This is a genomic window from Acinetobacter sp. MYb10 (assembly GCF_002980175.2).
Lineage (GTDB): Bacteria > Pseudomonadota > Gammaproteobacteria > Pseudomonadales > Moraxellaceae > Acinetobacter > Acinetobacter guillouiae.
Genome location: NZ_CP058272.1, coordinates 1099929 through 1121677, shown reverse-complemented (window position 1 = coordinate 1121677; position 21749 = coordinate 1099929). Strand labels below are relative to the sequence as shown.

The window sequence follows — 21749 nt, the reverse complement described above, 5'->3', positions numbered from 1 at the left end:
TTTTTGAGTAAAAAAACGCTGAATATATTATGAACACAACAATAATTCCCTATCAAACACGGGCAACCTTATTGCAATTAGAGCCTAGTACCGATTTAAACTGGGAACAGGTTTTGTGTGATGTTTTTGATGAAGCCAATATCGAAATACGCGAAGAGATTGAGCGTCAAATTTTAAGACCGAAAGAAATTCAATGGAACAAAGGCAATAACAGCTTTGAATTTAAAATCACAAATTCATTAGAAAATTTAAAATATACCTTTGAAAATGAGCGAATGCGTTCCATTGCAACCAAACTGAGCAACTCAATCAATTGGTTAAAAAATATTACAGATAGTATTCAGATTGCAGACTATTTAGAAAATGCGTTGTATCAAATTGATTTGATTTCGGTGGATGATCATCTAAATTTGCAGCGAGAAAAATTACTGATTCGTCGTGTTTTTTTACAAGATGTGGCGAAATTGATCCGTACATTAAATATTGAAGCGCCAGCAGGTATCCGCAACTTAACTTCTGATCAAATTAAATGTTTTATTATTGAAGTGTTTATTAAACAACAATTATTGGGTTATTGGTTTAAGCCCTTATTGACCAAATCATCTGAATTAATGAAACGTCCTTTTTTTAAGTATTTTATTTTAAGAGAACAACGGATTCGTAAGTTTGAGATTGTTAAAACCTCTGAATTTATCTATTTAATTGCACCAATTGAAAATTTTGAACAGAATCCTTATTCAATTCGACGCTTTTTGTTTGAAGAAAATATTGAATATAAAAATCAGGTCTATGTAACGGGTTTGGTTCTCGATACGGATCAAATGAGTGAAAGTGAATATCGAGATAGCACGGATCTTTTGATTCAGAAAATGGTCACAATTCAGCATCAAGTCCATAGAGATGTAATTGAAATTGTGCAAGAATTTGAAGAATTCACAGAAAACAAGCTCTTGCCATTTTTGATGGAACCCCTTGGAATGGTGGGGAAAAATAGTGATACGGTTGCACAAAACCATATCAAAACCATTGAACAGTTGCTCACGGCCAATATATTGATGCCTTTAAGAAATGCGGTTAAAAGCGATTTATCACATATTGAAGAATTTGAATATTTGTTTATGAGTGTACATCGAATATTTTCTGAAATTTTATCGCATTATCGTGACTTTAAAGAACAACCCGCATTATTTTTTAATTCTCATGTACAACTGTTTGAATATCGTTTGCTGGCTTATTTAAAGCTATTGGAAAAGCGTAAAGATGAAATTTTTATTCCAATGAGTCCGCGAGAGTGGCAAGTCATGCATGAACGTTCTCAACAGCCAATTAGAAAACTTCAAGAAATTATCGCTGAGCAAGTGAAAGATTATAGGGCTTTAGACAGCTATGTTAAACAATTAAAGAATGAACAAAATGAAGTAGAAGGCTCGCTGTTAAAAAAAATGATCAAAGGTGGGAAAGTTGAAAAAGATATTGTTCAAGCAAACCATGCTGCAATGTTGATAAAAAAACAAACCTATTTAGAGGTATTAACTGTCCCTAAAGGTTTAGCAAAGTATAGTGTATTTATTGAGTTTGAAAGCCTGACTTCAATGAGTGAATTGGAGCGCCATTACGCATTTCCTTCAGGGGACAATGGTATTATTCGCTTTCCTTATTTAATGAAGCTGCCCGAAAATTTAGCTGATTTTGATTTGGAAGAATTTAATGCGTCGATTAATGATGATTAAAGCGCGTGTTAGGGGCTGAGTAGAAAGCTCAGACTAAGCGCGATAATAGGATGTTTAACGAAGCTACATCAGCTTTATTTTTTCTTTTGTCTGGTTTTTTCTTTATTGTTATCTGGTTTATTTTCCTCTTAGTCTGCTAAAGTCAATATCAATACTAAAAATCTACATAGATGTAAAAAATCGAAATGGCTAAAATATTGTTTAGAGATCAAGGCATAATTTAAAATAAAATACCTAGTATGACAAAATATTATAAAAATGTATCACGATTTGATTTCAACTAAATGAGAATTACATTACAATTATGGGGTTTAAAAATCCATGTCTAGATATACATAAATAGAGGACGTATCTGTGAGCAAAGACACTATCATCGCCCTACATGCAGAGCACCAAGGTCGCTGGAAAAACCGTGAAGAAATCGCGGAACGTATGATTGCATTAATCGGTCAATTATACCGTGAAAAAAACATTGTGACTTCTGTGTACGGTCGTTCTTTAGTGAACCGTTCAGTAATTCAAATTCTTAAAGCACACCGTCGTACACGTATGATGGATGTTGAGCTTTCTGTTGTACATACTTTCCCTATTTTAGAAGCTTTAGCGAAATTAGATAATATCGGTTCTGCTGAAGTTGATTTAGGTAAACTTGCAGTTGAATATAAAGAAAAGGGTGGCGATATTGATGCATTTGTTGCTCAAGCTGTTCAATCTTTAGAAGGTCGTCCTGCGCAAGTTGAGCCTAAAGATGTTGTTCTTTATGGTTTTGGTCGTATTGGCCGTATTTTAGCGCGTTTAATCATTAGCCAATCAGGTCTTGGTCGTGGTTTAAGCCTTAAAGCGATTGTTGTACGTAAATCATCTGATGGTGATTTAGAAAAGCGTGCTTCATTGTTACGTCGTGATTCAATTCATGGTCCATTTGCAGGAACAATTTCTGTTGATGAACAAAATGAAGCAATCATTGCAAATGGTAACTTTATCAAAGTGATCTATGCGTCTAGTCCTGCTGAAGTTGATTACACAGCTTATGGTATTGACAATGCACTAGTGATTGATAACACGGGTAAATGGCGTGATATCGATGGTTTATCTCAACACCTTAAATGCCCTGGCGTAAGTCGTGTTGTGCTTACAGCGCCTGGTAAAGGTGATATGAAGAATGTCGTGTTTGGTGTTAACCAAGCAGACATCATTGATTCGGACAAAATCATTTCTGCTGCAAGCTGTACAACTAACGCGATCACACCAGTTTTAAAAGTGTTAGAAGACAAATACAAAGTGATTAATGGTCATGTGGAAACTGTTCACTCATTTACAAATGACCAGAACTTGATTGATAACTACCACAAAGCGGATCGCCGTGGTCGTGCTGCAACTCTGAATATGGTTATTACAGAAACAGGTGCTGCAAAAGCTGTTGCGAAAGCATTACCTCAGTTACAAGGTAAATTAACAGGTAATTCAGTACGTGTTCCAACACCAAACGTTTCACTTGCTATTCTTAACTTAACACTTGAGAAAGAAGTAGATCGTGAAGAAGTGAACGAATATATTCGTCAAATCTCGATCAACTCTAACCTTCAAGGTCAAATTGGCTATACCAACTCTACAGAAGTTGTATCGTCTGACTTTATTGGTTCGCGTACAGCGGGTGTATTTGATGCACAAGCAACAATTACTTCTGGTAACCGTTTAACAGCTTACGTTTGGTACGATAACGAAGTTGGTTATAGCTGCCAAGTATTGCGTATTGCTGAACAAGTATGTGGCGTAAGCTATCCAAAAGTACCGGCTGAAACAAATGCATAATTTGTAAGAGTCGTCGAAAAGGAGCTTCAAATGAAGCTCCTTTTTTTATATTCTAAAGCTGGTTCGATTTAAATTTAATTCATGATTTTAATTAAAACTTCGAGAATATTAAAAATGAATAAGAAATTATCAATTTTTGCTTTAGGTTTGCTGAATTTATCAACAGTGATTCATGCATCACCACATACAAGTCTCGATTTAACTCCTATATTACAGGACCATTTTGAAAAAAAAATTGTGCGATTCGTCAGCAGTTTGATCTTTATACTCATGATGATGAGATTCAGGTAATTTTAATGAATCATGTGGTTAAGGATGAAATAGAAGATAAAGTTTGCAATGCCGCGCTTTACTTTAAAGTTTAAATTACTTTGCGTAGGCGATGCCTCACTTTTCAGAGATGAAAAGATGACAAAAATCTTCTGTTGGGTGAGGGGTACGTCCTGTACCCCCACCCAACGTGGCGACCTCCATGTCGCCTCACGATAGAAAGACCATCTATGGTTTCATCAATATTTAAAACGAAGCACGTATTAAATGCTCATTTTTGACTAACGCAAGAAGTCTAATAAAAGCTATTTTATATAAAGTAATTTGCATCAATGGAAAATAACATGAAGAAAAAGATACTGAGCATGATGTTACTGCTAATGGGAGCTACACATGCAAAATCCTTAGAATTACGTCCTTTATTAAAAGATCGTTTTGAACAAAACTGTGCAATTCGGCAGCAATATGATTTTCATAATGAAAATACAGAACTGATTGCACCACTTGAACATTATACGATTGATGTAAAATATGTGGATAAACAGGTATATGACTCAACCACTTATAAATTAAAAAATGTCACTTATGCTGGCATTCCTATTCGCAAAATAGAATTTAGTTTTGGTCGTCCAGCGCAACAATACAATGAATATTTATATTTTGATTTGAGTGCTACAGCAGCAAAGCAGCGATTTAAAACTCTAAAATTCAATCAAAATTATGAAAAAGGCGATGTGAGTGTTGAGTATAAAAATAATACAGCAATTGTGCAGTGCTATTGGTTAGCTGATTTTTCGAAATAATCCGTAGGTTAGATATCAATTGTTTATTAATTAAACAAAATCCTTCGACTTTTATACATAAAAACGCATATTAATTCACATAAGTATTTAAAATGAAAAATAATTAAGGATAAAAATTAAGGACAGGATTTTGCAGTTGAAGCAAGTTATGGCAGGAGTTGCCTTTATTCTTATTGCTACAGTGTGTGGTGTATTGATTGCAATCTGGGTATTTAAACATTTTAATATTTATATTCCACTTGAAAATCAAGCTGTACGTATCGATTTAAAAGAGCCTTTACAAGCCAAAGTACAAATTCATGACGCATTAGATGTGGATGTCAAAGGAAAAGTGAAAGCTGAAATTCCTATTCATGAAAAGCTAAACTTACCGATTACACAAACCTTAACCCCACATGTGTATTTTGATAATGAAGTCCCAATTCAAACCACAATTCCTGTGAATGAAGTGATCAAAATCAATCAGGATATGCCGATTGATACCAAGGTTAAAGTCACTGTTTTAGGCAAAGATATTACTTTACCGTTAAAAGGGAACATCCCGATTCATATGGATGTGCCGATTAATTTACAAGTGCCACTCAACCAAAATATTCATTTAAAGTTTGATGCGCCTGTAAAGGTTTTACTTAAAGAAAATTTACATGTGCCACTTGATGCGACATTAAAAACCAATATTCCAATTCAAGGCCACCTCAATGTTCCAATTAAATCAGCACTTCAAGCAACAGTAGATGTTCAAAATACATTGCCAGTAAAAATTGAAAAAGGGCAACTTAAAATTCCACTCAATAGTTTAAGGCTATCACGTCGCGATCATCTGCCATTAGAACCACAACAACCACAGTCCGAAGTTTTAAAATAGGGTGGTATGGAAATGTGGATCTTTAAATCTATACGAAATTTGTTGTTCACTTTTATCAGCGTCGTGTTGCTCATTGCGCTGTGCGTTTGGTTATATTTGAATATTCATGCCTCAATGCAGGTTTCTGCACAAAGCGCACAAATTCAATTGTCGGAATCTTTACCGACAAAAATCCATGTGGGGAATTATTTACAAACACATGCACAAGGCGCTTTAGATACTGAGTTGACGATTGACCGTGAGTTGGCTTTACCTTTGAAAGGCAAATATTTGGCTAATTTAAGTTTTGTTGTGACAACGCCGATTGAGGTTGAGCTTGATTATGAGACTGATATTCAGATTGAAACGCTAATGCCATTAGAAACAACTACGGACTTGGTTTATCAAAATAAACTGTTGCCTCAATTTCCTTTAAAAGTGGATATTCCGATTAAACTTTCGGTGCCATTTAAGTTAAAACGACGATATCAAGTCCCGATCAAGATTATGTTTGATGGACACGTTTATTTAGAATTTGATGAAGTGATTCATTTATATGTTAAGCATAAACTTAAGCCAATACTGAATATTAATGATCCAATGACGATGAAAAAAATTGCGGTGTTCCGTGCAACCATGTACAACACAGAAAGGCAGTCCCTCGCAGATCTAGAGATGAATATCGATTTCCCTATCAAAAATATTCACCCTTAATTGCTCAATATAGCATGGGCTTAAATTTTGTATTTAAGCCCATGCTCATCTTTAAAATACCTAAAATAAAGCTTTAACCTGATCCTGAATATGCGTTGTTTTACGACCAATCAAATGTTCCAAGTCTTTACTTTCACTATACATTGCACCATTTACAGTCTGTACATCTGCATCAACAATAACCGTTACAAGTGCTTGGGCTAATCCTGCTGTGAGAAGCGCCTGAGTATAATCTTCTGGGCTGATATCTTGATACTGTACAGTTTTACCTGATGCCAAAGCGATATAAGAGGCTAAATCTGCAAGGGTAAAATGATTTGAACCTGCAAGCTCATAGGTTTTATTTTCATGTCCTGAGGAAGCAAGGACTTTGGCCGCAGCTTCAGCATAATCTAAACGAGAAGCTGAACTGATTTTTCCATTTTGAGCACTGCCGTAAAGCGTTCCTGTTTCCGCAGTATGCTTAACGTTACCAAGATAATTTTCGCTATACCAATTGTTGCGTAAAAACGTATATTTCAAACCACTTTGCAGAATAAGTTCTTCTGTTTCACGATGTTCTTGCGCTAAACCGAGTGGGTTATCTGTTGCATTGAGTAAGCTGGTATAGGCAATGTGTTCAACTTTGGCTGCGACTGCGGCATCTATAACTGCTTTATGTTGTGGGGTACGACGACCAATTTCATTGGCTGAAATTAAAAGTAATTTATCTACATTGTGTAAAGCAGGTATTAATGTTTCAGGTTGATCATAGTTAAATAGGCGAAGTTCAATCCCTTGTTGTTTGAGCGACTGTGCTTTATCTATATTTCGAACCAGCGCCACAATATTTTCAGCAGCAGTATGTTGAAGTAAGGCTTGGATCACCAATTGTCCAAGTTGACCCGTTGCACCTGTAATTGCGATTTTCATAAATTCACCTTTAAATATGATTTAAATTGGATGTTTTTTAAACTTGATGTTATTATCATAATCATTAAACTTACTATATGTAAGTACGTACCTAAAAGTAAGCTAATTACTGTGTAGAGAGAATTTATGAGCATCTATGCTTCAAGTGATTTAATTGGTCAAGTTTTATCCAGTCAGTGCCCATCTAGAGAAATATTGGAGCATTTAACCAGCAAATGGTCTGTATTGGTTTTACGTTGTTTAAATGATGGTGTGCAACGTTTTAGTGAACTGCGCAATCGAATTGAGGGGATCAGCGAAAAAATGCTGGCACAGACATTAAAAGTGCTTGAGCAAGATGGCTTTATATTGAGAACGGTTTACCCTGAAGTACCACCGAAAGTAGAGTATCAATTGACGATTTTAGGTGCACAAGCGGCTGAAAAATTAAACTATTTGATTGGTTGGATCGAGCGCAGTTTGCCCGATATCTTAGAGAATAAACAAAGATTGCAAAAGTAAAACTCAGTGGATTCTATACTCACCAAGAACTTGATCGCTGAGTGAGTATATTGAGAGGAAAGTCCGTATTATTGAGGATGATTCCCTTTTGTCGCAGCTTTTAAAGAGACTAGTCCTGTCATGACTGCACCAATGGTGGCTAAGAACATATCCTTATGTGCATCCCATATATCACCTTGTTGCCCATTGTAGTTTTCAGCTTCTTCTGGAGATAGGCCAATGGCAATCCACCATTCAATCCATTCATAAAATAAACTGGTTGCCATAACAAATTGAATGACCAATAAAAATAAGGTTTTAGGCTTTAAGCTTGGTAACCAGACTTGGAAAATTCGGTAGAAAAATGGGTAAAGGAATAAACCATAGAACAAGTGTACAAAGCGGTCAAACATGTTACGTGTCCAACCCATTGCTTGATTGAGATCAAAATGTAAGTATTTGATTGACCAATCATTATAAGGCACATAAGAATAAAGATAATGTGCTGCAATGACATGAATCACCAAGAAGAGGATATACAATAAAAATGATGAAAATGTCAGCCCTATTTTCTTTAGACAGAAAAACAGGGTAATCAGCATGAGCAAGGTGCCAATCTGATGCAGCATGTAGGATGGATATTCTAAAGGATTGATACTGGCAAGAATGATTGCGATTGCAAGAATAGCAAGAACAAGCCAATGTTTTTTTGTTAAGGCATGATAAATCATTATGGTATTTTCTAAAAATTATTACTGCGCATTGTAATCAAAAAGCAAAAAAATGCGAAGCATTGGCTTCGCATTTTCAGGTCTTTTAGAAGATTAAAAGCTTAGATTTTAGCAATCAAATCTTTAATTTGTTTGGCTTGATCCGCAGCATTACCCGTGTAAGTCGCAGGGCTCATTTCAGCCAAACGTGCACGATCAGCAGCAGGTACGGCTTCAAGTTCAGTGCCATTGACAAAATCAACCATCATGTCACGTGTCATCGCTTGACCGCGAGTCAATGCTTTTAATTTTTCATATGGTTTTTCAACTGCATAACGGCGCATTACAGTTTGGATTGGTTCAGCCAATACTTCTTGAGCATGATCAAGGTCTTCAAGAATACGTGCTGCATTAAGCTCAAGTTTACCAATACCTTTTGAACATGCTTCAAAAGCAATTAAACTTTGTGCCAAGCCAACACCCATGTTACGTAATACAGTCGAGTCGGTAAGATCACGCTGCCAACGAGAAATTGGTAATTTTTCGCCTAAGTGGGCTAATACTGCATTGGCAATGCCCAAGTTACCTTCAGAGTTTTCAAAATCAATTGGATTGACTTTGTGAGGCATTGTAGAAGAACCTACTTCACCTTCTTTTAGACGTTGTTTAAAGAAGCCTAAAGAGATATAGCCCCAAACGTCACGGTTAAAGTCGATTAAAATTGTGTTAAAACGACGTAAAGCATCGAACAATTCAGCGATGTAATCGTGTGGTTCGATTTGAGTTGTATAAGGGTTGAAGGTTAAACCGAGTGATTCAACAAATGCTTGTGAGTGAGCAGGCCAGTTGATTTCTGGATAAGCAGAGTAGTGCGCGTTGTAGTTACCTACCGCACCATTAATTTTGCCCAATAATTCAACTTGTTTAAATTGTTTGATTTGACGCGCTAAACGATATGCAACGTTGGCCATTTCTTTACCCAAAGTGGTTGGGCTCGCAGTTTGACCATGGGTACGTGATAGCATTGGTTGTTCTGCATGTGTTTCAGCTAAAGCCACAATAGAATCAACAATTTGTTGCATAGCAACAACTAACACTTCGCGACCATTTTTCAACATCAAAGCGTGAGAAAGGTTGTTGATGTCTTCTGAAGTACAAGCAAAGTGAATAAATTCGCCTGCATTTTTAAGCTCATCAATATGTGCAATTTTTTCTTTTAAGAAATATTCAACCGCTTTTACATCATGGTTAGTGGTGCGTTCAATTTCTTTAATACGGTTAGCATCATCTTCCGAAAATTGAGTAACAATGGCATCTAAAGCTGTATTGGTTGCAGTAGAAAAAGCTGGAACTTCTGTGATTTCAGGACGATTTGCAAGCGCTTGTAACCATCGCACTTCAACAGTCACACGAGCATGGATTAAACCAAACTCAGAGAGGTAAGGGCGTAATGCATCACATTTGCTTGCATAGCGTCCGTCTAGTGGAGAAAGTGCGGTTAAAGCGTTCATAAAGATTCCTTAAATTTTGGAATTAGAGCGAATGGCGTAACTCGAACAGTATCAAATTAAACAACCTGATATTGTAATCGAGCAAGATCTTGAATATCTTGAAGAAGTTTACGTTTGCTAAAGATCATATTCCATGAACTACCACCTAATTGACGCCATAGGTGAGCCATTTGTAAGCCTGTGAATAAACTGGCACGGATACGATTGGTATGTGCAGAGTCTTTAAAGGCTTCTGCATTACCACGGACTAGAATTCGAGGGTTAATTTGACCAGCAGTGTCGACATAGGTTTGTGCTAAATTGGCAATGATACTTGGATGTAAATAGTTATTATCAAAAAAAGACAGCTGTTTTAATATTTTTTGTTGAGATTGTTCAATAATTTCAACAAACTTTGGATTGCTATAAACTTTTTTTTCCAAGGCCAATAATGACATGGCATAAGTCATTGGCAGTTTTGCATTGGCAATTTTAGGAATTCTAGATTTCGGTGATGTCGAGAAAGGTTGCGTAATACTACTTTCTAAAGCTTTTAAACCTAAGGAGATGTCTGCCAATTGATTGAAGAAGTCTAAAGTTTGACCAGACGAATTGGCAGTGGCACGAATATTGAGACTGGCTTTGATGAGCTGTTCAAAATAAAAATTACCGCTTTCACCAATACTTTGACGTCCTGACATTGCAGTCATATGGGTTAGCTGCGTTGCTTGAAACACAGCTGCTAACGCCAAAGCTCGGTTTTGGCGTTGATTCAAAGTTTGAGGCTGTTGAAAGGGCAACTCAACCATGCCTAAATTCCTTTAAATAATTTTTAATCATTACTCAATAAAATCTGGTTTTGGTGCATTGGTATGATGAATCACACCTCCACCTAAACAGACTTCATCGACATAGAAAACAACACTTTGTCCCGGCGTTACGGCACGCTGTGCTTCATCAAATTCGACACGAACACCATTTGGCGTGTTTGCATCTTTATAAATTGTACATGCTTGATCAGGCTGACGGTAACGAGTTTTTGCCGTGCATCGGAAACCTGTGTCTGGAATCGCTTGTTCACCCGCAACCCAGTCAATTGTTTCAGACCATAAAATGGTACTCTGCATCAGTGGATGTTCATGACCTTGTCCAACCACAAGACGATTACCTTCGATGTCTTTATGTAGAACAAACCAAGCACCTTCTTCTGCACCTTTGAGTCCACCTAAACCAATACCACCACGCTGACCGAGCGTATAGTACATTAAGCCGTGATGATCACCAACCTCTTTTCCTGTATCTAAGACAATTTTCCCAGGTTGAGCCGGTAAATATTGTTTTAAGAAGTCATTAAAACGGCGTTCACCAATAAAGCAAATCCCCGTTGAATCTTTTTTCTTGGCAGTAGCCAAACCAAGCTCTTCAGCAATTTTACGTACTTGTGGTTTTTCAATCTCACCAACAGGGAACAAGGTCTTATTGATTTCACGACCATGAACTGCGTGAAGAAAATAAGTTTGATCTTTGTTGTTGTCTACACCACGTAATAAAGGCGCATATTGATCGCCTTTTGAATTGGTGGTTGTTTCACCACGACGACAATAATGTCCAGTTGCAATAAAATCAGCGCCTAAATTGACAGCATGATCTAAGAATGCACGGAATTTAATTTCTTTATTACACAGAATATCTGGGTTTGGCGTACGCCCAGCGGCATATTCTGCTAAGAAATGTTCAAAAACGCGATCCCAATATTCCATTGCAAAATTTGCAGTATGGAGTTTGATCCCAATTTTGTCACACACAGCTTGTGCGTCAGCAAGGTCATCCATTGCGGTACAATATTCCGTGCCATCATCTTCTTCCCAGTTTTTCATGAAAAGCCCTTCAACTTGATATCCTTGTTGAAGTAAAAGTGCAGCAGAAACAGATGAATCTACACCACCCGACATACCGACGATGACACGTTGTTGCATAGGATTAGGCATCCAAATTTGAAATTAAAGGAGAGTTTTGGTGCTCATAGATGAGCGAAAGCGGGTATTTTTGCCCAGAAAGTGCGTCTTGTACAGCTTTAATGACCAAAGGGCTTCTTGCGCGAGCAGATTCAAGCAGTTCTTCAAGCGTCATCCATTGCGGACCAATGATATCTGTATCAAGTTGCGCGTCTGGAAAGTATTCAGTTACATGGGCTAAAAAGCAAAATCTAAAATAGGTACGGTCTGGAAACATGGGTGGGGTATAGGTATAGATTCCCAGTAATGAATTGATTTCTACTGCATATCCTGTCTCTTCCATGGTTTCACGTAACGCAGCTTGAATAATGGTTTCATCAGATTCAACATGCCCAGCGGGTTGATTGAACACAGTATGGCTTACACCTTCAGTATATTCTTCTACAAAAAGAAATTTTCCATCTTTTTCTACAACTGTCGCAACAGTAACGTGGGGTGTCCAAGCGGTCATGACCAGCACCAAGGGAGATAAAGTATTATTCTACAAAATTTAGCGCGTGGTGGCTATGTTCATAAGGGTTTTCTTTGATCACCCTAAAAGGATTTATATCTATAGCCTGTTTAAAAATACCTCATGGTCGAGTTTTGTTTATTTTTTTAAATTTTAATTTGCTTATTTTATAAAGGAAAGATTTATCTCATGGTTTTTTTGGTGATACTTCATGTAAAAAGTTTAATAAAAATATTCTTATATCTTGATATCTAAATGCAATTAAATGTGACATCAATTTATGAAGTAATTTTTTTTTATTTTAATTCTTATCAGTAATGACCAATAGATAGAGGTAGCAACTCATAAGTAAATATTTCAAAGTTATTGGTTTTATGGTGAATGACATTTAATTTATTTTTGTACAATAAATACCCGAATAAGGCATTTACTATGATTTAAACATATGATAAAAAATACGCATATATAAAATTTTATTAAACTTAACAATTATTTATTTTTCCTGTTAATAGTGAGTTTATTCAATTTGGTTTTATTGGATGCTTCGTTGAATAGGTATGGTTATCCAAAATTAATTAGTTCATGGATCTATCGTTTAAAGATGTGTAATCACAAATAGAGTGGAAATAAACTTTTTTGATAAATATAGTTTAAGCATATTTTATTGGAAATATATGCTTATATTGAGTCAAAAATAAGTCTAACTTTAGTAATTTTATAAGTGAGTATAATCATGAAAAAGGCAATAAAAAAGGTATTGTTTGCAGCAGGGCTTTTGGTTGCGGCTGAGCTGGCGACGGCATGTACGCGGGTTGTTTATTTAGGCAATAATGATGTGATGACAGCACGTTCTATGGATTGGAAAAGTGATGTTGGAACAAACTTGTGGATATTGCCCAATAATGTAAAACGCAGTGGTATGGCTGGGCCAAAATCGATTCAATGGACATCTAAATATGGCAGTGTTGTCGCAACAGGTTATGATATTTCAACAACAGATGGTGTAAATGAAAAGGGTTTGGCTGCAAATTTACTTTGGCTGGTTGAGTCTGAATATCCAAATGTTAAAAACAATAAAAAACCGCCATTAAGTATCTCACTTTGGGCGCAGTATGTTTTAGATAACTATGCAACAGTAGATGAAGCAATTCAGGCTTTAGCACAAGAGCCGTTTATGATAGTGACAGATCAAGTGCCAGGTGAAAAAAGACTAGCGACTCTGCATTTATCAATTTCAGATGCAACGGGTGACAGTGCTATTATTGAATACATTGGTGGTAAGCAGGTCATCCATCATAATCGACAATATCAAGTGATGACAAACTCTCCAACCTTTGATCAGCAATTGGCGTTAAATACATATTGGAAACAAATTGGCGGAACAACGATGTTACCTGGGACCAATCGAGCTGCAGATCGGTTTGCAAGAGCATCTTTTTATATAAATGCGATTCCTAAAGATGCGACTCCTGAATATTCTTTAGCAAGTGTATTTAGCGTGATACGTAACACATCTGTTCCGTTTGGACTCAATACAGAAGAAGAGCCAAATATCTCCTCTACACGTTGGCGTACAGTGGTAGATCATAAGCGAGGACTTTATTTTTTTGAATCTGCTGTATCACCAAATGTTTTTTGGGTAGACTTAAAAGAGATTGATTTTAAAGATGGCCAAACCAGAAAGCTTGAGTTGGGTGCTGATCAAGCAAAAGTTTATGCAGGTAAGGCTAATTCTTCTTTTAAGGTCGCTCCACCATTTCAATTTTTGGGCATACAATAGGATTTAAAAAAGTATGATAAAGAAATTATTATGTATACCTTTCAGTGTATTACTAATTACTGGGTGTGCTTCAAATCCTAATGACGCTACTTCAAATTTAGGTACGCAGGGATTATTAATTTGTCAGCCAAATGAGCTTTGTCCAATCGTCACCGTAGTGTGGAATGAGACACATAAAGATTTTTTAAAAGTGAAACTTAGCTTAAATAGTGCCTATACAAAATATAATATTGAAAAAGTTGTATTTAGTGATGGCGCAAAAAGTCACTCATTTAATGTGATTGGACCAACTGAAATTGATTTTGCTTTTAAGGCAAATCGCTCTCGCAACAGTGTGCTTATTCCAGTCAATCTTATGGGGGACTTTAAAAGTTCTCAAAATATCTTTATGGAAATACATACAGATCAAGGTGTGATTACTCGATATATCTTAAAAGATAATGTCAAAGCACCAGTATTTGAAGAATTAACCAAATACTACAATGTTTCAAAATAGAAATTTGATCTAAAAAATATAGGCTTCATTCCACTGTGCTTCAGTGGAACGAAGTCGACTTGAACCACTTAATTCAAATAATCAATATGCTTTAAAAGATGTTTATATGTTTGTTGTATCCCTAATCATTCGCTTCTAAATATTGATTTGCTACTTTGACATAGTGTCTTGCGGAATAAGGCAAAAATTCCTTTTCTTTATCAGTTAAAGGTCGAACCTTTTGTACTGGGCTTCCCACATAGAGGTAACCACTTTCTAAGCGCTTACGCGGTGGAACCAGTGAGCCCGCACCAATCATGACATCATCTTCAATCACTACATCATCTAGAACAATGGTATTAATTCCCACTAAAACACGGTTGCCAATGGTACAACCATGTAAGGTGACATGATGTCCAATGGTCACATCTTCCCCAATCACTAAAGGTGAGCCATTGGGTTTAGCATCATTTTTATGACTGACATGTAACATGCAATGGTCTTGTACATTAGAATAACGACCAATTTTGATGTGATTGACATCAGCACGAATCACTGCAAAAGGCCAAACAGATACATTCTCCGCCAAAGTTACTTCACCGATCACAACGGAGAGATCGTCAATATAACAAGTTGAATCAATTTTAGGATGATGACTTAAATACGAACGAATATTTTTTTTCATGTTGGCTTCCATGTCAAAAGCAAATTTAACCAGTGTATTTTTACCGAGTATAAATTAAAAAGGCATCCAAATCTGTGATCAGGATGCCTGTGCTTTAGTCTAATAGATTCAATATTAGGTTTAAGCGAATAACTTAGAACAAGTTGCTAAAGAACATTTTGATATGGTCGATTAAGCGAGAGAAGAAGCCTGCTTCTTCTACAGCTTTTAAAGCCACTAATGGTTTTTCAGCAATCACTTTACCATCTAAGGTTGCTGTTAATTTACCAACGACTTGACCTTGTTTTAATGGTGCATTTAAGTTGGGTTGAACAGTGACTTGTGTTTTGATTGCATTGGCTTGACCTTTAGGCATGGTCACATTGAAGTTTTCAGCTAAACCAATTTGTACATCATTTTCTTTACCAAAATAAACTTTTGCTTTAGCAAGCACTTGATTTGCAGGTTGAACGCTGACCGTTTCAAAGTTTGAATAACCCCAAGATAACAATGAGCGTGTTTGGCTCGCACGTTCATTCATAGACGGTGCACCAAAAATCACTGAAATCAAACGCATTGGACCGCGTTTTGAAGATGTGGTTAAGCAATAACCAGCTTCCTCTGTATGACCTGTTTTTAAGCCATCAACACTTGGGTCAGTATAAAGCAAGGCATTACGGTTACCTTGTTTAATCCCGTTGAAGGTAAATTCTTTTTCAGAATAAATAGGATAATATTTTGAACTGTCATGAATGATATGTTTAGCAAGTACCGCCATATCTTTTGCAGTGGAGTAATGACCTTCAGCAGGCATACCTGTTGCATTGATAAAGTGTGTATTGACCATGCCCACACGTTTGGCTTCTTGGTTCATTGCATAGGCAAATGAACCTTCATTACCTGAAATATGTTCAGCCATTGCTTTAGATGCATCATTACCCGACTGGATAATAATGCCTCGTAACATTTCTAAAACTGTTGCAGTACCATTTAACGGCACATACATACAAGATTCAGTACTGCTACCACGACACCATGCAGACTCATTCATGCGAACTTTTTCATTTTCGGTCAGTTCGCCTTTAAGAAGTTTTTGCTCAATGATGTAACTCGTCATCATTTTCGTCATCGAAGCAGGAGCTAATTTTTCATTTTCATTCTTCGATGCAAGAATTTGACCTGTCTCATAGTCCATTAAGACATACGATTTATTATTTAATTCTGGCGGAGTTGTTAAGACGGTTGCTGCATAAGAAAATGAAGGTAAAAGTAATAATGCAGCAATGGCGCTTTTTCGAGTCATTCTAGGTCGTTCCAATCGTTATATGAGCACAAACAGGCTAGCATTTTAGGGCAAAGCAAAGCCGACTTCTATAAGGAAAGTCGGCTTATTTCTTACTTATTGTAACTAATTCAATATTTGTTGAATAAATTGCAGAAATCGTTATGACTGATAGTTACTAATGTCATTACAAATTGCTGTGTTTTCAGTATCACCCGCTTTTTTAGCATCACTTTTTGCTTCTTTTAATGCTCTTTGGAAATCTTTTTGCTTGGCAAGTGATTTTAAGGTTGCTTTAGGATCTTTGTCATTAGGCATATAGTCTTTAAGCAAGTGATCAAAACCTTTATTAAACGCAGCATCTGTTTTAATTAGACTCGGGCAGATATCCGACAATACATAAATTGCAGCCAATTCTTCTTTAGATACTTGTTGCTGTGTGACTTCGATTTTGTCAGATGCGGCAAAAGCATGGGTCATAAACAAACCACTTGCTGAAACAAGGCTTAATGTAAGCATTTTTAAAGTCATACGCATAAATAACCTAATCAATTTTTAATTTGAGAACCTGCATAGATTAAACGTAAAAACTGTGAAAAATATAGAGAAAGTGTATCGATGTTGTAGATTTATTTGAAATTTTCGCAAACTGAACAATGCAAAAGATGTCAAAAAAGGGTTTTTAACATCGCATTGGGGGGGGGAGGTTTTTTATCTTATGTTAGTGTGGAAGTTCAAGTACATCTGCACATACTGCTTTGTGTTCAGCTTGATCAACTTCTTTGGCACTGGTTTGTGCTTCTTTGAGTACGGTTTGGTATTCTGGATCTTGTTGAAGTTGAGTCAATGTTGTAGGTTTAGACAAATCCTTTAATAAGGTTTGGGTTAAACTTCCGATTTTAGTTTGAAATGCAGGGTTGTTTCCAATTAACGCTGGACAAACTTCGGCAAGCACCTGTGTTGCGGCAATATCTTCTTTCACAATTCGATCAGATTCTTGTGAAGTTAATGTTTCTGAAAATGCAGATTGTGCGCAAAGTGTGATGAGTGCGATAGAAATAGTACGAGTAAGAGAACGTGTAATCATCTTTATAGTCACAAATTAGATTTAAAATTGAGTAAGTAACTATATATAATTGTTCAATAAATTTGAATTAAATTACTCGGCAGTCATTTAATATTTTTTAGTCAGAGAACTTTTTAGTGAATATTTTAGTTGCCAATGATGATGGTGTTTTTGCACCAGGTATTCAAGCTTTAGCAAAAGCATTACGACCATTAGGTCGAGTTGTTATTGTTGCGCCAGAAAGTGAGCGCAGTGGTTTTTCAAGTGCATTAACCTTAGATCGACCACTTCGACCGATTCAAGTTGCACCAGATATGTGGGCAGTAAACGGCACACCTGCTGATTGTGTTTATTTGTCAATGAATGGTTTATTTGATTTTGAGTTTGATTTAGTTGTCAGTGGAATCAATAGTGGTGCAAATTTAGGTGACGATGTCCTTTATTCTGGAACCGTAGGGGCGGCATTTGAAGGACGGTTGATGAAACAGCCTGCAATCGCAGTTTCATTGGCAGGCAGTAATGTACGTTCCTATGACCACCCTGAAGATTATGCGCAAGCCGCAAACTGGGTTTACAACTTTATTGCTAAGGGCTTACCCGAGCTGCCTCCACGACATATCTTAAATATCAATATTCCAGATGTCGCAGAAATTTTAGGGGCTCAAATTACGTATCAGGGTCGTCGTATACAATCAAAACCAATGACCAGTCAGGTTGACCCGCGTGGTCGTCAAGTCTATTGGATTGGTTTGGCGGGTGAAGCGGTGACAGATCCCCAAAAAAACGCACAAAACCTGCAATGTGACTTTTTTGCCATTGCCAATGGTTGCGTCAGTATTACCCCAATTCAGATGGATGCAACCAATTACACAATTCTTGAAACACTACAATCACAACTCTCACATAGTCATTTTGATGTATGAGTGTTATAACTTTGTGAAAAAGCACTGTTAAACAGTGAAATACGTGTGTATTTTGCTAATCTTAAGCAAATATTTTTAAATTTTAAGATTGTAGAGAGGGAAATCAATGCTTTTGGCTCGATCAACACTTCCAATTCAAATGCCTAAGCGATGGATGAAAATCATTTTGTCCACAATAGCAATCACCTCTACCATAGTGGTGACTGGGTGTGCATCGAAGCCTCAAATTAATAACCCTACACGTTATGCTGTTGCACCTGACTATTACACAGTTCGTTCTGGTGATACCCTAAGTGCAATCTCTATGCGTTATGGTTTGAGTTATCTCAGTGTTGCTGAAATGAATGATATTGCTGCGCCTTATCGAATTTATGTAGGGCAGTCATTACGTTTGAAAAAAGGTGGGGGTAATGTCACCCGATCTACAACGAAACCGTTGACGAGCAATGAACCACAAATTCAACGCCAAACGATTAAGTTACCAACGCAGCAGCCGACGTCGCCAACTGGCACAACGACGGCTCAGCCAGTAACGCCACCGCCTGTACAAACGACGACGACAGTACAATCAACTCAATTGAGATGGGTAAAACCATCAAATGGATCTGTTATTGCAAATTATAATATTGCGAATAATATTAAAGGAATACGTTTTGGAGGGAATCAAGGTGATCCAATTTTTGCCGCAGCAGATGGACAGGTGGTTTATGCTGCAGATGGATTAAAAGAATATGGTAATCTTGTCTTAGTAAAACATATTGATGGTTACATTACTGCATATGCTCATAACAGCAAAATGTTGGTGAAAAGTGGTCAAACTGTGACAGCAGGACAGAAGATTGCAGAGATGGGATCTTCAGGTGCTAGCAGTACCATGTTGGAGTTTCAGGTACGTTTAGATGGCAAACCGATAAACCCAGCAAATATTTTACCAATAAATTAAATATTTTAATGCAAAGTGTAATTTTCTTCGTATAATACAATGAGTTGTTTTGAACAAAAAAGTGTGAAACAGCTCATAATTTCAGAGGGAAATTTATGTTAGATCAACTTCGGGCAATGGGTGTATTTGCTTGTGTTGTTGAAAAAAGCTCTTTTAGTGGTGCCGCGCGTGACCTTGGCATTACGACTAGTGCGGTTAGTCAGCAAATTAGATCTCTAGAACATGAAATGGAAGTTACGCTTCTACATCGTTCTACGCGAAAGCTGAGTTTAACTGAGGCTGGTCAAGCTTTTTTCCACAGTTGTCAAGAAATGCTCGCTGCCGCAGAGCGTGGAAAAATCCGCATTAATGAGTTGCGCGATGATTTAGTTGGGGATTTGCGTATTGCGACAACCCCAGAAATAGGAGCAACACATGTTGTTCCTGCTTTATCGCATTGGATGTCTGCACATAGAGGTTTGATGGTTCATTTTGAAGCAGATAACCAATATATTGACTTGATTCAAGAGCGTATAGATATTGCTATTCGCATGTCTTCAAAAATCGAAGATGCGAATAACTTGAGTTGTATGCCACTTGCACGAGTCGATCAGATCTTAGTTGCATCGCCAAGTTATTTAAATCAAACAGCACCTATTTCACGTCCTGAAGATTTACAGAATCATGATTTGATTCCGATAAATATCATGAAAAATTCTCAACATTTTTCATTTCAGCATGGCGCAACTGGTGAAGTTGTTAATTTAGAAATGAAGCATCGTCTTCAGACAAATAACGTATTTGTTGCAAAATCATTGTGCCAACATGGGCATGGTATTGCGCGGATCCTTTATTTAGATGTGCAAAAAGAATTAATGAACGGAACATTGGTTGAAGTGCTTCCAGAGTGGAAATTACCAACTTTCACTTTAAGTGCTGTGACCTTAAAGCGTGAACAGCAGCCGATGAAAATTCATCGTTGTTTGGATGCTTTGAAACAATATTTTAGCCAGTTACCTGGTGGTAGAATTTTCCAAGAAGCTTCATAGAGTCAAAGTTCTAATTCTAATAAGTTCTAATAAAAAAGCCGCTTTAAAGCGGCTTTTCTATATCTGCAATTTTATACGCAATGATGATGAAACCAAAAGAGATTAACAGGTTAATCTCTTAAAGCGTTTATACACACTTAGGCAAGGAACTCTTTAATTGCAGGCACTAAGCGTTTTAATAAATCATCTGCTTGTTGATGATTCATATTCAAAGCCGGCAGTAAACGCACCACATTGCCTGAAGTAACGTTAATAATTAAATGATGCTTATCACGTGCAATGTTTACTAATTCGGCACAGTCTTTAGGTAATTCGATACCAATCATCATGCCGAAACCACGCACAATCACATTTTGCTCTACAAGTTGAGCACGGAACTGATCGACCAGATATGCTCCAATTTCAGCAGCATTTGCAACGATGTTTTCTTTTTGAATCAAGTCAATAACTGTGTAGACAACGCGTGAGCCTAAATGCGTACCACTATAAGTAGAGCCGTGATTTCCCGCAGCAAGTACCCCAACACCACGACCTTGTGTCATCACAGCACCAATTGGGAAACCATTTCCTAGGCCTTTTGCTGTGGTTAAAACATCTGGAATAATATTGGTATGTTGATAAGCAAAGTATTTACCGGTACGACCATTACCTGTTTGGACTTCATCTAGCATCATCAACCAATTATGTTGATTACAAATACGACGAATATCTTCAAGGTAGCTAAAGCCTTGAGGTGCGGTATTGACACCGCCTTCACCTTGGATCGGTTCGACCAGAATTGCCACAATGTCAGGATGCTGAATAGCGGCTTCTTCAATGGCTTCTACATCGCCAAAAGGCACACGAATAAAGCCTTCAACTAATGGTGCAAAACCTTCTTGAACCTTTTTATTGCCCGTAGCTGAAAGCGTTGCAAGGGTACGACCATGGAATGATTGATCCGCAACAATGATTTTGGGATTAGAAACACCCTGTAAGTGACCAAATTTACGTGCAATTTTAATTGCACCTTCATTTGATTCTGCACCACTGTTTGAGAAAAAGATTTCTTCCATACCCGAAACTTCAGCCAGCTTTTGCGCTGCTGCAGTTTGCCAAGCGACTTCGTAAATATTGCTGGTATGGATTAATGTAGCCGCTTGTTCTGCAATAGCCTCTGCCAGCACAGGATGAGCATGTCCTAAGCCACACACGGCAATACCTGTCAATGCATCTAAATACTCTGTACCATTTTCAGTATAAAGATAAGAACCTCGTCCTCGTACAAAGCTGATCGGTTGACGGCTGAATACAGGCATCAAATGTGAAGGTTGATCAGTTTGTACCGGAGCGAGGGTGATGTTATTCATAACTAACT

The 21749-nt window shown here is 37.1% G+C and carries 22 protein-coding genes; 11 read left to right on the top strand and 11 right to left on the bottom strand.

The genetic code is table 11. The features are described from left to right. Window positions 1-29: 29 nt before the first annotated feature. From CQZ96_RS05395 to CQZ96_RS05375, 5 genes are all read left to right on the top strand, one after another. On the top strand, window positions 30-1730 hold the full coding sequence (locus CQZ96_RS05395; protein ID WP_105712944.1) for a hypothetical protein: 1701 nt from the start codon (window positions 30-32) through the stop codon (window positions 1728-1730). A 354-nt stretch (window positions 1731-2084) separates the two neighbouring features. After that, complete coding sequence (locus tag CQZ96_RS05390; RefSeq protein ID WP_004721304.1) at window positions 2085-3542, top strand: glyceraldehyde-3-phosphate dehydrogenase; 1458 nt, start codon at window positions 2085-2087, stop codon at window positions 3540-3542. Between the two features lie 614 nt (window positions 3543-4156). Further along, entirely contained in the window at window positions 4157-4615 is a 459-nt protein-coding gene (locus CQZ96_RS05385) for a hypothetical protein (RefSeq protein ID WP_105712943.1), read from the top strand. A 130-nt stretch (window positions 4616-4745) separates the two neighbouring features. Next, on the top strand, window positions 4746-5480 hold the full coding sequence (locus CQZ96_RS05380) for an MFS transporter (RefSeq protein ID WP_105712942.1): 735 nt from the start codon (window positions 4746-4748) through the stop codon (window positions 5478-5480). 12 nt (window positions 5481-5492) lie between these two features. Further along, the gene (locus CQZ96_RS05375; RefSeq protein ID WP_105712941.1) at window positions 5493-6173 is read left to right on the top strand and encodes a hypothetical protein; all 681 of its coding nucleotides are present in this window, start codon (window positions 5493-5495) and stop codon (window positions 6171-6173) included. 60 nt (window positions 6174-6233) lie between these two features. On the opposite strand, the gene CQZ96_RS05370 is transcribed toward CQZ96_RS05375, so the two are convergent. Beyond that, window positions 6234-7085, bottom strand: coding sequence for an SDR family oxidoreductase (locus CQZ96_RS05370; RefSeq protein ID WP_105712940.1), 852 nt, complete (start codon window positions 7083-7085; stop codon window positions 6234-6236). 126 nt (window positions 7086-7211) lie between these two features. Between CQZ96_RS05370 and CQZ96_RS05365 the strand changes: the two genes are divergently transcribed. Continuing rightward, window positions 7212-7586: a winged helix-turn-helix transcriptional regulator gene (locus CQZ96_RS05365; protein ID WP_004721299.1), complete on the top strand. Its 375-nt coding sequence runs from the start codon at window positions 7212-7214 to the stop codon at window positions 7584-7586. A gap of 68 nt (window positions 7587-7654) precedes the next feature. Here the strand turns inward: CQZ96_RS05365 and CQZ96_RS05360 are convergent, their stop codons facing one another. The 5 genes from CQZ96_RS05360 to CQZ96_RS05340 all read right to left on the bottom strand — a co-directional run bounded on the left by CQZ96_RS05360 (window position 7655) and on the right by CQZ96_RS05340 (window position 12231). Next, the gene (locus tag CQZ96_RS05360) at window positions 7655-8296 is read right to left on the bottom strand and encodes a DUF2238 domain-containing protein (protein ID WP_105712939.1); all 642 of its coding nucleotides are present in this window, start codon (window positions 8294-8296) and stop codon (window positions 7655-7657) included. Window positions 8297-8397: 101 nt separating this feature from the next. Further along, the gene (gene purB / locus CQZ96_RS05355) at window positions 8398-9786 is read right to left on the bottom strand and encodes an adenylosuccinate lyase (protein WP_105712938.1); all 1389 of its coding nucleotides are present in this window, start codon (window positions 9784-9786) and stop codon (window positions 8398-8400) included. A 56-nt stretch (window positions 9787-9842) separates the two neighbouring features. After that, on the bottom strand, window positions 9843-10574 hold the full coding sequence (gene hflD, locus CQZ96_RS05350) for a high frequency lysogenization protein HflD (RefSeq protein ID WP_004721292.1): 732 nt from the start codon (window positions 10572-10574) through the stop codon (window positions 9843-9845). 30 nt (window positions 10575-10604) lie between these two features. After that, window positions 10605-11741 carry a tRNA 2-thiouridine(34) synthase MnmA gene (gene mnmA, locus CQZ96_RS05345; RefSeq protein WP_034613669.1) on the bottom strand — a complete coding sequence of 379 codons (1137 nt, stop codon included), beginning with the start codon at window positions 11739-11741 and terminating at the stop codon, window positions 10605-10607. 4 nt (window positions 11742-11745) lie between these two features. Beyond that, complete coding sequence (locus CQZ96_RS05340; protein ID WP_056512437.1) at window positions 11746-12231, bottom strand: NUDIX hydrolase; 486 nt, start codon at window positions 12229-12231, stop codon at window positions 11746-11748. Window positions 12232-12964: 733 nt separating this feature from the next. On the opposite strand from CQZ96_RS05340, the gene CQZ96_RS05335 reads away from it, so the two are divergent. Together CQZ96_RS05335 and CQZ96_RS05330 are read left to right on the top strand one after the other, a co-directional pair. Next, window positions 12965-14011 (top strand): linear amide C-N hydrolase, encoded by a 1047-nt coding sequence (locus CQZ96_RS05335; RefSeq protein ID WP_004721283.1) that lies wholly within the window; start codon window positions 12965-12967, stop codon window positions 14009-14011. Between the two features lie 13 nt (window positions 14012-14024). Then, on the top strand, window positions 14025-14507 hold the full coding sequence (locus CQZ96_RS05330; RefSeq protein WP_004721281.1) for a hypothetical protein: 483 nt from the start codon (window positions 14025-14027) through the stop codon (window positions 14505-14507). Window positions 14508-14628: 121 nt separating this feature from the next. Here CQZ96_RS05330 and CQZ96_RS05325 read toward each other — a convergent pair whose 3' ends face one another. The 4 genes from CQZ96_RS05325 to CQZ96_RS05310 form a co-directional block, all read right to left on the bottom strand. Next, window positions 14629-15171: a gamma carbonic anhydrase family protein gene (locus CQZ96_RS05325; protein ID WP_004721277.1), complete on the bottom strand. Its 543-nt coding sequence runs from the start codon at window positions 15169-15171 to the stop codon at window positions 14629-14631. A gap of 133 nt (window positions 15172-15304) precedes the next feature. Next, window positions 15305-16453, bottom strand: a complete 1149-nt coding sequence (gene dacC, locus CQZ96_RS05320) for a D-alanyl-D-alanine carboxypeptidase PBP5/6 (protein WP_105712937.1) — start codon at window positions 16451-16453, stop codon at window positions 15305-15307. A gap of 141 nt (window positions 16454-16594) precedes the next feature. Beyond that, window positions 16595-16969: an MCR_0457 family protein gene (locus CQZ96_RS05315; protein WP_004721274.1), complete on the bottom strand. Its 375-nt coding sequence runs from the start codon at window positions 16967-16969 to the stop codon at window positions 16595-16597. Window positions 16970-17153: 184 nt separating this feature from the next. Then, a complete protein-coding gene (locus CQZ96_RS05310) occupies window positions 17154-17519 on the bottom strand; it encodes an MCR_0457 family protein (protein WP_004721272.1) in 366 nt (121 codons plus the stop codon). 116 nt (window positions 17520-17635) lie between these two features. Here CQZ96_RS05310 and surE point away from each other — a divergent pair, with 116 nt between their 5' ends. From surE to CQZ96_RS05295, 3 genes are all read left to right on the top strand, one after another. Beyond that, a complete protein-coding gene (gene surE / locus CQZ96_RS05305) occupies window positions 17636-18421 on the top strand; it encodes a 5'/3'-nucleotidase SurE (RefSeq protein WP_105712936.1) in 786 nt (261 codons plus the stop codon). Between the two features lie 106 nt (window positions 18422-18527). Further along, the gene (locus CQZ96_RS05300; RefSeq protein WP_004820715.1) at window positions 18528-19364 is read left to right on the top strand and encodes a peptidoglycan DD-metalloendopeptidase family protein; all 837 of its coding nucleotides are present in this window, start codon (window positions 18528-18530) and stop codon (window positions 19362-19364) included. 95 nt (window positions 19365-19459) lie between these two features. Further along, on the top strand, window positions 19460-20392 hold the full coding sequence (locus CQZ96_RS05295) for a LysR family transcriptional regulator (protein ID WP_004721269.1): 933 nt from the start codon (window positions 19460-19462) through the stop codon (window positions 20390-20392). 137 nt (window positions 20393-20529) lie between these two features. On the opposite strand, the gene CQZ96_RS05290 is transcribed toward CQZ96_RS05295, so the two are convergent. Continuing rightward, on the bottom strand, window positions 20530-21741 hold the full coding sequence (locus CQZ96_RS05290) for an aspartate aminotransferase family protein (protein ID WP_004721267.1): 1212 nt from the start codon (window positions 21739-21741) through the stop codon (window positions 20530-20532). Window positions 21742-21749 lie beyond the last annotated feature (8 nt).

Bases quoted from the DNA above. Each gene is read 5' to 3' on its own strand.
- CQZ96_RS05395 (WP_105712944.1), top strand. From the start codon at position 30: ATGAACACAACAATAATTCCCTATCAAACACGGGCAACCTTATTGCAA.
- CQZ96_RS05385 (WP_105712943.1), top strand. From the start codon at position 4,157: ATGAAGAAAAAGATACTGAGCATGATGTTACTGCTAATGGGAGCTACA.
- CQZ96_RS05375 (WP_105712941.1), top strand. From the start codon at position 5,493: ATGTGGATCTTTAAATCTATACGAAATTTGTTGTTCACTTTTATCAGC.
- CQZ96_RS05370 (WP_105712940.1), bottom strand. From the start codon at position 7,085: ATGAAAATCGCAATTACAGGTGCAACGGGTCAACTTGGACAATTGGTG.
- CQZ96_RS05365 (WP_004721299.1), top strand. From the start codon at position 7,212: ATGAGCATCTATGCTTCAAGTGATTTAATTGGTCAAGTTTTATCCAGT.
- CQZ96_RS05360 (WP_105712939.1), bottom strand. From the start codon at position 8,296: ATGATTTATCATGCCTTAACAAAAAAACATTGGCTTGTTCTTGCTATT.
- purB (WP_105712938.1), bottom strand. From the start codon at position 9,786: ATGAACGCTTTAACCGCACTTTCTCCACTAGACGGACGCTATGCAAGC.
- hflD (WP_004721292.1), bottom strand. From the start codon at position 10,574: ATGGTTGAGTTGCCCTTTCAACAGCCTCAAACTTTGAATCAACGCCAA.
- mnmA (WP_034613669.1), bottom strand. From the start codon at position 11,741: ATGCAACAACGTGTCATCGTCGGTATGTCGGGTGGTGTAGATTCATCT.
- CQZ96_RS05340 (WP_056512437.1), bottom strand. From the start codon at position 12,231: ATGACCGCTTGGACACCCCACGTTACTGTTGCGACAGTTGTAGAAAAA.
- CQZ96_RS05335 (WP_004721283.1), top strand. From the start codon at position 12,965: ATGAAAAAGGCAATAAAAAAGGTATTGTTTGCAGCAGGGCTTTTGGTT.
- CQZ96_RS05330 (WP_004721281.1), top strand. From the start codon at position 14,025: ATGATAAAGAAATTATTATGTATACCTTTCAGTGTATTACTAATTACT.
- CQZ96_RS05325 (WP_004721277.1), bottom strand. From the start codon at position 15,171: ATGAAAAAAAATATTCGTTCGTATTTAAGTCATCATCCTAAAATTGAT.
- dacC (WP_105712937.1), bottom strand. From the start codon at position 16,453: ATGACTCGAAAAAGCGCCATTGCTGCATTATTACTTTTACCTTCATTT.
- CQZ96_RS05315 (WP_004721274.1), bottom strand. From the start codon at position 16,969: ATGCGTATGACTTTAAAAATGCTTACATTAAGCCTTGTTTCAGCAAGT.
- CQZ96_RS05310 (WP_004721272.1), bottom strand. From the start codon at position 17,519: ATGATTACACGTTCTCTTACTCGTACTATTTCTATCGCACTCATCACA.
- CQZ96_RS05300 (WP_004820715.1), top strand. From the start codon at position 18,528: ATGCTTTTGGCTCGATCAACACTTCCAATTCAAATGCCTAAGCGATGG.
- CQZ96_RS05295 (WP_004721269.1), top strand. From the start codon at position 19,460: ATGTTAGATCAACTTCGGGCAATGGGTGTATTTGCTTGTGTTGTTGAA.
- CQZ96_RS05290 (WP_004721267.1), bottom strand. From the start codon at position 21,741: ATGAATAACATCACCCTCGCTCCGGTACAAACTGATCAACCTTCACAT.